General features: G+C 65.4%; 12 protein-coding genes and 1 pseudogene. 9 read left to right on the top strand and 4 right to left on the bottom strand.

Going from position 1 to position 12,323, the window contains the following annotated elements; translation table 11 throughout:
* The 3 genes and pseudogenes from QX121_RS31380 to QX121_RS31370 form a co-directional block, all read left to right on the top strand.
* Positions 1 to 283: pseudogene (locus QX121_RS31380) on the top strand (hypothetical protein); the annotation flags it as partial.
* Positions 270 to 893, top strand: a complete 624-nt coding sequence (locus QX121_RS31375) for a GNAT family N-acetyltransferase (protein ID WP_315739430.1) — start codon at positions 270 to 272, stop codon at positions 891 to 893. The pseudogene QX121_RS31380 and the gene QX121_RS31375, both read left to right, overlap by 14 nt.
* Positions 893 to 1,471: an isochorismatase family protein gene (locus QX121_RS31370; protein WP_315739431.1), complete on the top strand. Its 579-nt coding sequence runs from the start codon at positions 893 to 895 to the stop codon at positions 1,469 to 1,471. Before QX121_RS31375 ends, QX121_RS31370 begins: the two co-directional genes overlap by 1 nt.
* Positions 1,472 to 1,492: 21 nt before the next feature.
* Here the strand turns inward: QX121_RS31370 and QX121_RS31365 are convergent, their stop codons facing one another.
* The gene (locus tag QX121_RS31365; protein ID WP_315739432.1) at positions 1,493 to 1,669 is read right to left on the bottom strand and encodes a hypothetical protein; all 177 of its coding nucleotides are present in this window, start codon (positions 1,667 to 1,669) and stop codon (positions 1,493 to 1,495) included.
* A gap of 28 nt (positions 1,670 to 1,697) precedes the next feature.
* On the opposite strand from QX121_RS31365, the gene QX121_RS31360 reads away from it, so the two are divergent.
* Entirely contained in the window at positions 1,698 to 1,865 is a 168-nt protein-coding gene (locus QX121_RS31360) for a hypothetical protein (RefSeq protein ID WP_315739433.1), read from the top strand.
* A gap of 80 nt (positions 1,866 to 1,945) precedes the next feature.
* On the opposite strand, the gene rnd is transcribed toward QX121_RS31360, so the two are convergent.
* Entirely contained in the window at positions 1,946 to 3,094 is a 1,149-nt protein-coding gene (rnd, locus tag QX121_RS31355; protein ID WP_315739434.1) for a ribonuclease D, read from the bottom strand.
* A 405-nt stretch (positions 3,095 to 3,499) separates the two neighbouring features.
* A complete protein-coding gene (locus tag QX121_RS31350) occupies positions 3,500 to 4,975 on the bottom strand; it encodes a protein adenylyltransferase SelO (protein WP_315813896.1) in 1,476 nt (491 codons plus the stop codon).
* A 260-nt stretch (positions 4,976 to 5,235) separates the two neighbouring features.
* On the opposite strand from QX121_RS31350, the gene aspS reads away from it, so the two are divergent.
* Entirely contained in the window at positions 5,236 to 7,023 is a 1,788-nt protein-coding gene (gene aspS, locus QX121_RS31345) for an aspartate--tRNA ligase (RefSeq protein WP_315813895.1), read from the top strand.
* Positions 7,024 to 7,181: 158 nt separating this feature from the next.
* Here aspS and QX121_RS31340 read toward each other — a convergent pair whose 3' ends face one another.
* Positions 7,182 to 7,769, bottom strand: a complete 588-nt coding sequence (locus QX121_RS31340) for a cytochrome b (RefSeq protein ID WP_315813894.1) — start codon at positions 7,767 to 7,769, stop codon at positions 7,182 to 7,184.
* Between the two features lie 578 nt (positions 7,770 to 8,347).
* On the opposite strand from QX121_RS31340, the gene QX121_RS31335 reads away from it, so the two are divergent.
* The 4 genes from QX121_RS31335 (at position 8,348) to QX121_RS31320 (ending at position 11,822) form a co-directional block, all read left to right on the top strand.
* Complete coding sequence (locus tag QX121_RS31335; RefSeq protein ID WP_315813893.1) at positions 8,348 to 9,904, top strand: ABC transporter substrate-binding protein; 1,557 nt, start codon at positions 8,348 to 8,350, stop codon at positions 9,902 to 9,904.
* A gap of 226 nt (positions 9,905 to 10,130) precedes the next feature.
* Entirely contained in the window at positions 10,131 to 10,331 is a 201-nt protein-coding gene (locus QX121_RS31330; protein WP_315813892.1) for a hypothetical protein, read from the top strand.
* 156 nt (positions 10,332 to 10,487) lie between these two features.
* On the top strand, positions 10,488 to 10,949 hold the full coding sequence (locus QX121_RS31325) for a hypothetical protein (protein WP_315813891.1): 462 nt from the start codon (positions 10,488 to 10,490) through the stop codon (positions 10,947 to 10,949).
* Positions 10,950 to 11,624: 675 nt separating this feature from the next.
* Complete coding sequence (locus tag QX121_RS31320; protein WP_315813890.1) at positions 11,625 to 11,822, top strand: hypothetical protein; 198 nt, start codon at positions 11,625 to 11,627, stop codon at positions 11,820 to 11,822.
* The last annotated feature ends 501 nt before the right edge of the window (positions 11,823 to 12,323 follow it).

Raw genomic sequence — 12,323 nt, 5'->3', positions numbered from 1 at the left:
TGTCTGGGCGCTCGTGGCGCAAGGGCGAGGAGCAATCGGCCTCGGCAACGTCGCGCAGGCGCTGCAAGGCGCGAGATTTCGCGCCGCCGACTACTACGCACAACCGTCGAGTCCGGAAGGGCGCGGGTTTCTCGGCGCACTCGGCTTCACGCCGGTTCCAAGCTTTCAGCCCGATCTCTGGTGGTATCAGCGGCCGTGGAACCGGCTGCCCGAGATGATCGCGCCTTCGATCCAGTCGATCACGAGTTTCGGACAAGGGAGCATCGCGGATGCAAAGCATTAGTTCGGCCAGGGCGGCAAAGACAAATCCGCGCGCGATCACGGTGCGCATCGCGCGTGATCCGAATGACCTCATGCTCGTCACGGCGATCCGCTCGGCGGTCTACCTGACCGAGCAGGATTGTCCGATGGAAGAGGAGTTCGACGGCAACGATCTGGTTGCAGCCCACTTCCTCGGTTTCGTCGGCAACGAGCCGGCTGGATGCGTGCGCGTGCGCTTCTTCGGCGACTTCGCCAAGGTCGAGCGGCTCGCGGTGCGCCATCAGTACAGGCGCTCGCGACTGTCGTTCAAGCTGGTTCGCGAGGCGCTCGACTATTGCAGGCGCAAGGGCTTCAAGAAGGCCTATGGCCACGCGCAGGATCGTCTCGTCGATTTCTGGGCGCATTTCGGCGCCAAGCCGCTCGGCCATAATCGCAAGCTCACCTTCTCGGATTTCTCATACACTGAGATGGTGCTGGACCTTGAGCCGTGCGACGACGCGATCACGCTCGACAGCGATCCCTACATGATCATTCGTCCGGAAGGGGACTGGGACCGGCCGGGCGTGCTCGATCTCTCGGCCGGCCGGCCGGCGTCCTCGCCCTTGCGCGACTTCGCCGCAGCGAGACAGTGATGTCGAGCCGAGATCTGTTCGGTGCCACCGAGGTGGATCCGCCGGTTCTCGTCTGCGCCGATCTGCAATGCGAATATCTCGCCGAGGGACGCAGGCATCTGATCGCCGATGGCGATGTCGTCACGGCGCGGTGCCGGCAGTTGATCGCGCTCTGGCGCGACAACCTGTGGCCGGTCGTCCATCTCAAGCGGATCGCACAGGCGGCCTGGTTCAATCCGGCCTCCAACCTGACGAACTGGCTTCCGGACTTCAAGCCGACCCCAGGGGAGCTTGCGTTCGAGCATCCACTGCCGTCGGCCTATAGCTCGGCTCGGTTCGCCGAGTACATGGCGAACATGCGCAGCATGCGCTGCGTGCTGCTCGGCTTCTCGCTGGACGAGACGATCCTCTCGACGGTGGTGGACGGTTTTCACCGCAGCCACCGCTATCAGGTGATCGGAGACGCCGTCGCATGCCGGCAGGCTTGTGCCGGCGACGCTGCGTTGTACAAGCTGGTTGTAACCAAGGTGATTGGCAATTTTGCCGGCGTCCTCGACAGTGCCGAGCTTATCGGCGCCGGCGGCCGGCTCGCGGTGTGACCGCGGCGGATATTGGCGGTATCATCCTGAGGCGAGTCGTTCGGCCAGATCGATAATCATACGGCGATCGGCCGGATCGCTGATCTTGTTGAACGCGACGACGAGGCGAAGGGCCTCGACGACGTGCAGGTCGACCGGATTCTCGCTGAGCAGCCGCAGCAGCTTCTGTTCCGGCGGTTCGCAATCGTCTTTGCTCACGCGGCAGCTCCAGGACCGAGACCACGACATGACCCGAGAGGAAGAGCTCAAAGAGCTGGCGAGCAGCCTCCAGGCGGCCATCGCGAAAGCGCGCCAGCTCAATCTGCCGACCAGCGCCTACATTCTTTCGATGGCTCTGGTTGAGGTGTCTCAGACAATCGAGGCGGAGTTGAGGGGGCAGACCAGCGCCGAATGATGGGCAGCATTATGGGCGGCCGTGCCGCCTGCTGCAATCAACTGGGCAAACTCCGGAAGACGTAGCCGCTGCGATGCCCGTCAGGCCCGGTCGACCCGGACGACGCGGCCCTTCTCGATGGCGAGCGCGAGCTTGCCGTGCTTCAGCGCCAGCGCGGCCTCGCCGAACAGCTCGCGGCGCCAGCCCTGCAGCGCAGCAACGTCGGCATTGTCGTCGGCGGCGATCTGCTCGAGATCGTCGACGGTGGCGATGACCTTGCTCGCCACGGCATGGCGCTCCGAGGTCATGCGCAGGAGGACCTTGAGCAACTCGACGATCGCAGCGCCATTGGAGTTGTTGCGCGGCTTTTCCAGCTTCGGCAGGGCGGCGAGATCGCGCGCCAGCCCGCGCTGCACGGCGGCGACGATGTCGGAGCCCCATCTTGAGCGCTCGAAGCCCTTGGGCAGCGAGCGCAGATTGCCGAGCTTCTCGATCGTTGTCGGGGCATGGGTGGCGATGTCGCCGACCGCGTCGTCCTTCATCACGCGGCTGCGCGGCACGTCGCGGCTCTGCGCCTCCTGCTCGCGCCAGGCCGCGACCTCGATCAGCACCGCGAGCTCCTTCGGCTTGCGGACCCGCGTCTTCAGCCGCTCCCAGGCGCGCTCGGGATGGAAGTCGTAAGTCTTCGGCGAGGTCAGGATCTCCATCTCCTCGCTGACCCAGTCGCTCCGCCCGCGCTTCTTCAGGTCGGCATCGAGCGCGGCAAACACGTCGCGCAGATGGGTGACATCGGCCTCGGCGTAATGCGCCTGCTCCTTGGTCAGCGGCCGCCGCGACCAGTCGGTGAAGCGGTGGGTCTTGTCGGGGCGGTGGCCGGTGATGCGCTCGACCAGCTGGTCGTAGGCGATGCTGTCACCGTATCCCAGCACCATCGCGGCGACCTGGGTGTCGAAGATCGGGTGCGGCACGATGCCGGCGCGGTGCCAGATGATCTCGATGTCCTGGCGGGCGGCGTGGAAGACCTTCAGGACCTTCTCGTTCGCCATCAGCTCGAAGAAGGCTTTGAGATCGATGCCCTCGGCAAGGGCGTCGATCACCACGGCCTCGTCCGGGCTCGCCATCTGCACGACGCAGAGCAGGGGGTAGTAGGTGGTCTCCCGCAGGAACTCGGTATCGACGGTGACGACCGGGTGCTGGGCGAGGCGGGCGCAGGCGGCCGCGAGGTCCGCGGTGGTGGTGATCAAGTCCATGAACGATCCATGACGAGGCACTTACGCCGTCGTCCGAAAACGCTGACAAGTCAAGGGTGTCGGCAAAGGGGAAGGAACGAAATTCGTCTTCGCTTGTCGGCCCAAACCGCCCGGAACGCAAGCGCTCCGGTGTCAGCTGATCGCTCTATGGTTGACGATGGGCGGTCCGGGGTGGCCTCAGTGATGCCGGACGCGGCCCGACGGCCGCCGCGCCGAGGGCACGGCGAGCACGATCAGGCACAAGGCGATCATCGCCAGACCCATGAATTCGAACACCAGCGCGTCCACGTGCGCGACCTCCCGACTTGTTGCTTCAACTTGTCGGGGCTGCGTTGATCGTTTCTTAAGGACCCGGGTGTGACGCTGGCCATGGTGGACGCGAGGTTAAGGCAGGGAGCTTGCCGTTTACGTGCCGCAGAACGTCTGCAGCACGCGTTCCTGGGGCTGCGGCGGCTCGGCATAGGCGGCCTGGTCCGGCTGGTCGTCGTACGGCTGGGCCAGCACCGCATGAAGCTCCTCGAACGGCGCGTAGTCGTCGTTCTCGACCGCCGCGGTGATGACCGCCTCGATGCGGTGGTTGCGCGGGATGAAGGCCGGATTGACCTTGCGCATGGCCTCGCCCCGCTCCGCCGCCGTCTGCGGTTCCTCCGCGAGGCGCCGGCGCCAGCGCTGAGCCCATTCGTCGAAGTCCGTGGGATCCTCGAACAGGACGCGGACCTCGCTGAGATCGCCGCTGCCGGCGGCGTCGCTGAGACGACGGAACGTCAGCGTGAAATCGGCTCGGGCCGCCGCCATCGCATCGAACAATGCCTGCGCCAGCGGCTGGTCGCCCTCGCGTTGCATGAACAGGCCGAGCTTGCGGCGCAGCCCCGCCTGGTGCGCGTCGGTGAACTGGGCGGCAAAACCGTCGAGCGCGGCCTCGGCCTCCTTGATCGCCTGGTCCTTGTCGCCGCCGAACAGCGGCAGCAGGCATTCGGCGAGCCGGGTCAGGTTCCACATCGCGATGCGCGGCTGGTTGGCGAACGCATAGCGGCCGAACTCGTCGATCGAGGAGAACACCTGCTTCGGGTCATAGCCGTCCATGAAGGCGCAGGGGCCGTAATCGATGGTCTCGCCGGACACCGAAGTGTTGTCGGTGTTCATGACACCATGGATGAAGCCGACCAGCAGCCAGTCGGCGATCAGCCGGGCCTGGCGCGCGATCACCGCATCGAGCAGGGCGTGATAGGGCCGCTCGGTGCCGGCGAGGTCCGGATAATGCCGGCTGATGACGTGGTCGGCGAGCCGGCGCACGGCGTCGGTGTCCTGGCGCGCGGCGAAATACTGGAACGTGCCGACCCGGATGTGGCTGGTCGCGACCCGCGTGAGCACCGCGCCGGGCAGCGCCGTGCCGCGATAGACCTGCTCGCCGGTGACGACCGCCGCCAGCGAGCGGGTGGTCGGGATGCCGAGCGCCGCTATCGCCTCGCTGACGATGTATTCGCGCAGCACCGGCCCCAGCGCGGCGCGGCCGTCGCCGCGGCGCGAGAACGGGGTCGGCCCGGAGCCCTTGAGCTGGATGTCGCGGCGCACGCCGTTGCGGTCGACCACCTCGCCGAGCAGGATCGCCCGGCCGTCGCCGAGCTGCGGCACGAAATGCCCGAACTGGTGGCCGGCATAGGCCATCGCGATCGGCTCGGCCCCCTCGGGCACGGTCTTGCCGGCCAGGATCTCGGCGCCCTCCGGCGTCTCCAGCTCGGCCGGGTTCAGCCCCAGCTCCGCGGCGAGAGGCCGGTTCAGCTTGATGAGACGAGGCGCTGCGACGGGGGTCGGCGCCACCCGGGCAAAGAAATTGTCCGGCAGCGTGGCGTAGGAGTTCTGGAAGGGGAAATGCACGGTCATGGCTCCAAGATAGGCGCGGGGCGGCCGTTTTTCGAGCCCAAACGGCCGTCAGATGAGCGTTTCAGCGCCTGCTCAATTCGGCATCGGGGGCGACGTTGCAGTGAGGGCCAGGGCGGGCGGCCTTTTCCGCTGCGAAGCCGAAAAGGCCGTTCCTGCGGTTGCCGCGCCGGGGCGGCTCGGCTAAACCCTGCGCGCATTCGGAGCGCGCCTTTAAGGGCTGCGCCGATTCCTTCTCCTCACGACGACCATTCAGGACGACCATGCATCGCTACCGGACCCACACCTGCGGCGCGCTCCGCGAGAGCAACATCGGAGAGACGGTCCGGCTGTCCGGCTGGTGCCATCGCATCCGCGACCATGGCGGCGTCCTGTTCGTCGACCTGCGCGACCATTACGGCATCACCCAATGCGTGGTCGATCCGGACTCGCCGGCGTTCAGCTTGGCCGAGAAGCTGCGCTCGGAATGGGTCGTGCGCATGGAGGGCAAGGTGCGCCGCCGCCCGGCCGGCGCCGACAACAAGAGCACCGACAATGATGATCTGCCGACCGGCAAGATCGAGCTCTACGTGTCCGACATCGAGGTGCTCGGCCCCGCGGACGAGCTGCCGCTGCCGGTGTTCGGCGAGCAGGAGTACCCCGAGGACATCCGGCTGAAATACCGCTTCCTCGACCTGCGTCGCGAGAAGCTGCACCAGAACATCATGACGCGCGGCGCGATCATCGATTCGATGCGCCGGCGCATGAAGGAGCAGGGCTTCTTCGAATTCCAGACGCCGATCCTGACCGCGTCGTCGCCGGAGGGCGCGCGCGACTTCCTGGTGCCGTCGCGCATCCATCCCGGCAAGTTCTACGCGCTGCCGCAGGCGCCGCAGCAGTACAAGCAGCTGCTGATGATGTCGGGCTTCGACCGCTACTTCCAGATCGCGCCGTGCTTCCGCGACGAGGATCCGCGCGCCGACCGCCTGCCGGGCGAGTTCTACCAGCTCGACGTCGAGATGAGCTTCGTCGAGCAGGAGGATGTGTTCGCGGCGATGGAGCCGGTCATCACCGGGGTGTTCGAGGACTTCGCCAAGGGCAAGCCGGTGACCAAGGGTTGGCCGCGCATCCCGTTCGCCGAGGCGATCCGCAAATACGGCTCCGACAAGCCTGATCTGCGCAACCCGATCGAGATGGCCGACGTTTCCGAGCACTTCCGCGGCTCCGGCTTCAAGGTGTTCGCGCGCATGCTCGAGGACCCCAAGAACCAGGTCTGGGCGATCCCGGCGCCATCCGGCGGCAGCCGCGCGTTCTGCGACCGCATGAACTCGTGGGCGCAGGGCGAGGGCCAGCCCGGCCTCGGCTACATCATGTGGCGCGAGGGCGGCGAGGGCGCAGGTCCCCTGGCGAACAACATCGGTCCGGAGCGCACGGCTGCGATCCGCAGCCAGCTCGGCACCAAGGAGGGCGACGCTGCCTTCTTCGTCGCCGGCGATCCCGACAAGTTCTGGAAGTTCGCAGGCCTCGCCCGCAACAAGGTCTCGGACGAGCTGAACCTCGCCGACAAGGATCAGTTCAAGCTGGCCTGGATCGTCGACTTCCCGATGTACGAGTACAACGAGGAGGACAAGAAGGTCGACTTCTCGCACAACCCGTTCTCGATGCCGCAGGGCGGCCTGGAGGCGCTGCAGACGCAGGACCCGCTGACCATCAAGGCGTTCCAGTACGACATCACCTGCAACGGCTACGAGATCGCCTCCGGCGGCATCCGCAACCACAAGCCGGCGGCGATGGTGAAGGCGTTCGAGATCGCAGGTTACGGCGAGCAGGAGGTGGTCGACCGCTTCGGCGGCATGTACCGCGCCTTCCAGTATGGCGCCCCGCCGCATGGCGGCATGGCCGCCGGTGTCGACCGCATCGTGATGCTGCTCTGTGGCACCACGAACCTGCGCGAGATCTCGCTGTTCCCGATGAACCAGCAGGCCATGGACCTGCTGATGGGTGCGCCGTCGGAAGCCAGCACGAAGCAGCTGCGCGAGCTGCACATCAGGACCAACCTGCCGAACAAGTAGTTCGGCGGACTGAGGGTGATGCACGAATCTTCGTCATTGCGAGCGCAGCGAAGCAATCCAGGGTGGCACGAGGACTCTGGATTGCTTCGTCGCCTGCGGCTCCTCGCAATGACGATCGTGTGGGGATCGCAGAGCGGTCGTCACGGGTCGCGCATCGTTCACGCGGCCGAACGGCCCGGCAGCATCCGTGTCAGGACGCCGTCGCGGCGGACGACGTGATGAAACAGCGCGGCCGCGACGTGCAGGGCCACCACGATCCACGCGATCCATTTGCCGATGACATGGTGGATTGCGTCGACCGGCGGCTCGAACGCCTCCCAGGTGATGCCCCAGCGCGTCTCGATCCAGCCGAATAGCGCCGTCTCACGGAAGTTCGGCAGCGCGAACGCTCCGAAGTCGGTGGCGGCATCGGTGCCGATATAGCCGGTCAGCGGCATCAGGATCAGCAGCACGTACAATCCCCAATGCGCGGCGTGCGCGAGCCACGCCTCGGCATCTGATGCATGCGGCTGATCGGGCTGAACGTTGACGAGCCGCCACAGCAGGCGAGGCAGGACGGACAGGCCGACGATCGTGCCCAGCACCCAATGGACGTTGAGCACGGGCAAGGCGTCCGGGGAAGTGTCATCCATGAACCAGATGACATAGTACACGACGGCATAGGCCGCGATGAAGGCCGCGGCGCCGGTCCAGTGGAAGAGCTTGGCGATCGCACCGAACTCCATCGTCGTATTCTTCCATGGCATCACGAACCTCTTCCCACCGCTATGAGCTGCGATCTGCTGCTATCGCCAAAATCGGCAGCGAGCCAGCGATGGGCCGGCGGGTCAGGACGCTTCTCCCGTCAATTCAGTCTCACCTCGTCGTTATCGGATGCTGAGCTGCGGCATGTCGTCGCCGGTGACTCGAGACTGCGGCGCAAGATGACCCAGCCTTGAAGGCGTCGCCCGGCATTTGATGGTCTCGCGTTAATGCTGGTTAAGACTGCGAACAACTTCGTCCGGGCATCCCGATGGCGTCCAGGCGGCTCCGGAGACGCCTCGCGCATCGCGCTGAGTTCTTTGACCGGCCGGTGAAGCCGGTCGCCATGCCCCGCGGCAAACTGTTGATTCTGAGAACTAATCGTTCGTGCCGCCTGTTAGTTCGGCGGGTTGCGCGACGCGGCGCGAAACACGATCGAGCGGTGCGCCCCGCTATGAGTTCCAGGCGACCGCGATCGGCCGAATGGATATTGCGGTGTCATGCAACCTGTCTTTAATAGGAAGCCTGTCTGACTCATGGTGTGAACTTAGCCAACCAATCACAAGAAGACGGATAGTTCAAAATGACCGTTCGCTGGTGTGCGCTCCTTCTCGGAACCTGCTTCTTCGTCCCTGCCGCCTCCGCTGCTCCCATTTCCCCCGATGTCGTTCGTGATCTCGCCGCCCGCGTCGGTCCGGTCGTCGGCCAGGCCGCGACGTGCCGCGAGATCGCCCAGGGGCGCGTCCAGACCATCATCGATCAGTTCAGCGAAGTGATCCGCCAGGGCTCGTCGAACGGCGGCGAGCGCGATGGACTCATTCGCACCTTCAACAGCTACATCGCCGAGGGCCGCGGCCGGGTCGCGTCCTCGCAGGTGAGCTGTCAGACCGCAGAACGCCAATTGGCGGAGCTGGAGCGGTCGCTCAGCCAGCAGCAGTCGGCGGCTCCGGCGCTGTCCTTCGCGCTGGCGCCCTCGACCGCAGCCGCGTCGACGCAGCCCACGGCCAACCTGCCGCCTCCGCTTCCGCACGGCGTCAGCGACACCGAGATCCGGTTCGGCACCGTCATCCCGTTCTCCGGAGTCCGCAAGGAGTCCGCGCGCCAGATGAAGCTCGGCATCGAGACCGCCTTCAATCGCGCCAACGACGCCGGCGGGATCAACGGCCGCAAGCTGCGGCTGATCGCTGCCGACGACGGCTATGATCCCACGCGGACGCTGGGGGCGATGACGCAGCTCTACGAGAAGGACCAGGTGTTCGGCTATATCGGCAACATGGGCACCGCCAACAACGCGGTGGCGATCCCCTACGCGCTGGAGCGCCGCGCGCTGTTCTTCGCGCCCTACAGCGGCTCCGCCGTCGTCCGCCGCGATCCGCCCGACCGCTACGTCTTCAACTATCGTGCGAGCTATGCCGAAGAGACCGCGGCGATCGTGCGCTACCTGATGAAGGTCAAGCGCATCCCGGCGAAGCAGATCGCCGTATTCGCGCAGAACGACGCCTATGGCGACGACGGCGCCAACGGCGTCGCCAAGGCATTCCGCGCGCTCGGCATCACCGATCCGATCATCCGCTACGGCTTCCCGCGCGGCTCGCTGGACGTCGACGAGGCCGTCGGCAAGCTGAAGGCGCAGACCAAGCCACCGATCAAGGCCGTGATCATGATCGCGACCGACCGCGCCGCGGCGAAATTCATCGAGAAGACCCACGAGGCGGTTCCAGGGCTGATCTACGCCAACATCTCGGCGGTCGGATCGTCGTCGCTCGCCGCGGAGCTGAAGCTGCTCGGCTCGAAATACACCAATGGGGTCATCGTCACGCAGGGCGTTCCATCGGTCGCCGGCTATTCGAGCCTGGTGCTCGACTACAAGACCGCGCTGGAAAAGTACTTCCCCGGCGAGGCGCCGGACTACACCTCGCTCGAGGGCTTCATCTCGGCGAGCATCCTGATCCAGGCGCTGAAGCAGACAACGCCGCTCGAGACCGAGCGGCTGGTCGACACGCTGGAGTCGATGCAGAGCATCGACCTCGGGCTCGGCAGCAAGCTCTCCTTCGGACGCGCCGAGCACCAGGCCTCGCACAAGATCTGGGGCACCGCGCTCGACGAGACCGGCACCTACCAGGCGATCGAGCTGGAATGACGGGCGGGGGGCGGCACGACGCAGCCGAGCTTGTCGTCCCCCGTCAGCGCCGCAGTGCAAACGACGTCCCCCCGGCCGGCTTGCGGCCGGCCGGGCGACACGGATCCGACCTCGAGACCATGGTGAGCCGGAACTGTTCGACGGATACTTCATTGACTTGCAGGCGCAACAACCGTGAGCGACCGCAATGTCCATGCGAACACAGATTTCGGCGATGGTCTTCATGATGGTTCAGGCCGTGCTGTTCGGTGCGGGAGTTCTGACGATTCTTCTCACGCCGCTCGGCAATCACGCGATGCTCGCAATGCCGGTCATGATTGCCCTGAGCGTGGTGCTGTCAGCCATTGTCTCTTGGCAGATCGCACCGCGGCTGCGCGCGCGATATTGGCGCCGGCGTGGAATCAACCACGACCTGATCTCGGGCTGACGCCGGAGAGCAACCGGCAACCGCCCTGGCTCAGCACTTCAGCTCGCTTCTGCGTCCGGCTGTCATCTGCTTTGCGGCGCAGCATCGAAACAGGCAATGTCGTTTGAACCAACGCTGACCCGCACGGTTAGACAGCATTCTCTTGGAGGATGAACCATGCGCGTTCCAGCAGCAGCGACCGTCGTGTTAATATCCTCTTGTCTCCTCTCAGCAGGCGCGTCAGCTCAGCAGGCCGACAGCACGCCGGGAACCAGCCAGACCCAGGCCGTTCCCGTGCAGCCGGAACGCACGCCCCAGCAGTCGGACCAGGCCCGTGAACGCGAGCGCCAGAGAGCCGAAGACACGCGGGTGAACCGCGACTGGACGGCACAACAGCGCGACGACGACCGCATGGGCATGGATCGCATGGACATGGATCGGATGCGCCAGCACCGCATGGGCCGCATGATGGATCAGGACATGGACCATCGCACCACGGGTCGAAACGCGCGAATGCAACGCGATGATGACGACATGGATCGTCGCTCGCGCAGTTCCGACGGGGAACGGCCCTACCGGCGCGTCAAGATCTGCTACGAATACGAGAATGGCGACGAGCTCTGCCGCTATCGCGACTAGCTCCGGCAGGGGCGATCGCAACGCATCGGCTTGCGTGTGCCGGCGCCACAAGCGCCGGCGTGCTGCGGCACGTTTGTTTGGAAGTATAATTTGTGTTGGAAGCGCAACTTCGCGCCAGCTGATCTTGGCGTCAGCTCGTGCGCCGCGCCAACAACAGTGCGCCGCCCAGGCTGCACATGACGGCGCCTGATGCCTGCCGCATCCGCGTCACGAGGCTCGGCCGGTGGGCGAGACGATGCCGCGCCTTGGCGGCCCAGAACGTCACGACCAGGTCGACGCTGGTGTTGAGCGTCAGCGAAAGGGAAAAGTGAAGACACCCCGCAAGGACGAGGCGGCGCGGAGCAGCATCCGATCTAAATGGGCGGCGCCGGATCGAGCTTGCTCAGCAGCTCTGCCTGGTCCTTCGGCGTCAGAAAGAAGTTGACTTGGCGGCTGCGCATGGGGCTGGGCGGAACTGTGAAGCGATCGACGGCGGGCCGCGCGAAAACAGAAGGCGCGGGGCCGGCTCGATCTTGAAGATGCCTGGTAAGTCTTGCGAGATCAGGCTCTATCGTCAAGTTTCATTGTCGTTCCGCGGCAAGCCAAGCCCGCGTTCACCGCGGTGACAGCTTTGAGGAAGACCAAGTGAGTCTATCAAGCATTCGGGCCGTTCCTGACAGGTACCTGCCGCCTGGAATGGCGGTCAGCTACGATGGTCAGCAGGACGGCGGCCCCGAATATGGGGTGGTCGTTCATTGCTGGCTGGAGCCGGAGATCGGCGGCTACGACTGCTATGTCGCCTTCTTCGGACACGAGCAGCCCATCGGGAAACCGGCAGGCAAACCCTACCTGCTGCGATACGCGGCGACATCGCTCAAGGTCATGCCGTCGTAGTCCGTCGCACATCTGCCCGACGGGCAATTGCTGCAACCCCATCATGCGCAAACTGCCCGTCGTGTTAGTTTGTCGCAATCATTCCGCTTGCACCGTCGGGCAAATCGCCTTCACATTTCCGGCCATCCCGCCTCGATGAAGAGGGACGGTTCGCGGTCGTCACGAGACGTGAGGCGGGGAGGCGGTGGCCGCAGTCTGTCGCAACGCGTGTGAGCGCGCGGACGAACGGCGGGTTGCGGGCGGTCAAGTCGCGTGGTCCTGACACCCCGATGCTGGTGTCAAGCTCGCGCCGATGCCTTCCGGCATTGCGCGAATGACGGGGGCAAACAAGCCGGTCCCCGGGGAGAGCGCGAAGCAGCCGAAAAGCCCACCGCGCAGGGAATGCCGGATGATCGGCAGCACCTGTGGTACCTGCCGCCTGCATTTTTTTTCGCAGGCGGGCCATGGGTGGTGTGCCGAGTATGAACGACAGCTTGGAGGTGGAAGTCCTCTATCCAGCCT

The organism is Bradyrhizobium sp. SZCCHNR2028 (assembly GCF_032380995.1).
Classification (GTDB): domain Bacteria; phylum Pseudomonadota; class Alphaproteobacteria; order Rhizobiales; family Xanthobacteraceae; genus Bradyrhizobium.
This window is presented reverse-complemented; position numbering and strand designations above follow the sequence as displayed.

Bases quoted from the DNA above. Each gene is read 5' to 3' on its own strand.
- QX121_RS31375 (WP_315739430.1), top strand. From the start codon at position 270: ATGCAAAGCATTAGTTCGGCCAGGGCGGCAAAGACAAATCCGCGCGCG.
- QX121_RS31325 (WP_315813891.1), top strand. From the start codon at position 10,488: ATGCGCGTTCCAGCAGCAGCGACCGTCGTGTTAATATCCTCTTGTCTC.
- QX121_RS31340 (WP_315813894.1), bottom strand. From the start codon at position 7,769: ATGCCATGGAAGAATACGACGATGGAGTTCGGTGCGATCGCCAAGCTC.
- QX121_RS31330 (WP_315813892.1), top strand. From the start codon at position 10,131: ATGGTTCAGGCCGTGCTGTTCGGTGCGGGAGTTCTGACGATTCTTCTC.
- QX121_RS31320 (WP_315813890.1), top strand. From the start codon at position 11,625: ATGGCGGTCAGCTACGATGGTCAGCAGGACGGCGGCCCCGAATATGGG.
- rnd (WP_315739434.1), bottom strand. From the start codon at position 3,094: ATGGACTTGATCACCACCACCGCGGACCTCGCGGCCGCCTGCGCCCGC.
- QX121_RS31370 (WP_315739431.1), top strand. From the start codon at position 893: ATGTCGAGCCGAGATCTGTTCGGTGCCACCGAGGTGGATCCGCCGGTT.
- aspS (WP_315813895.1), top strand. From the start codon at position 5,236: ATGCATCGCTACCGGACCCACACCTGCGGCGCGCTCCGCGAGAGCAAC.
- QX121_RS31360 (WP_315739433.1), top strand. From the start codon at position 1,698: ATGACCCGAGAGGAAGAGCTCAAAGAGCTGGCGAGCAGCCTCCAGGCG.
- QX121_RS31335 (WP_315813893.1), top strand. From the start codon at position 8,348: ATGACCGTTCGCTGGTGTGCGCTCCTTCTCGGAACCTGCTTCTTCGTC.
- QX121_RS31350 (WP_315813896.1), bottom strand. From the start codon at position 4,975: ATGACCGTGCATTTCCCCTTCCAGAACTCCTACGCCACGCTGCCGGAC.